The following is a 537-nucleotide window of genomic DNA, read 5'->3' on the forward strand; positions in this document are numbered from 1 at the left end:
ACTGCTGTAACCAAACTGGCTGAACCCTTCCCTGATTTAGTATTACTGGATTGGATGTTACCTGGCGGTAGTGGCATTAATTTTATCAAACACATGAAACGTGAAGAGCTTACACGCAACATTCCTGTTGTGATGCTGACTGCTCGCGGTGAAGAAGAAGATAAAGTTCGCGGTTTAGAGGTTGGTGCAGATGACTACATTACCAAACCGTTTTCTCCTAAAGAGTTAGTTGCTCGCCTTAAAGCGGTTATTCGCCGTGTTACGCCGACCGCATTAGAAGATGTGATTGATGTTCAAGGTCTCAAACTCGATCCTGTTTCTCACCGTGTTACTGCGAATGATGAAGCGGTTGATATGGGGCCTACCGAGTTCAAGATGCTGCACTTCTTTATGACCCATCAAGAGCGTGTTTACAGCCGTGAGCAGCTGCTAAATAACGTGTGGGGCACCAATGTTTATGTTGAAGACCGTACTGTTGACGTTCATATCCGTCGTCTTCGTAAAGCACTGGAAGCTGCCGGTCACGACAAACTGATT

1 protein-coding gene is annotated in these 537 nt (G+C 46.0%); it reads left to right on the forward strand.

Annotated elements, in window-relative coordinates; translation table 11 throughout:
• On the forward strand, positions 1-537 hold a 537-nt coding region (gene phoB, locus R7Q09_RS27960; protein ID WP_318144183.1), incomplete at both ends, for a phosphate regulon transcriptional regulator PhoB.

The sequence above is a fragment of the Vibrio sp. 2130-1 genome (genome assembly GCF_033339515.1).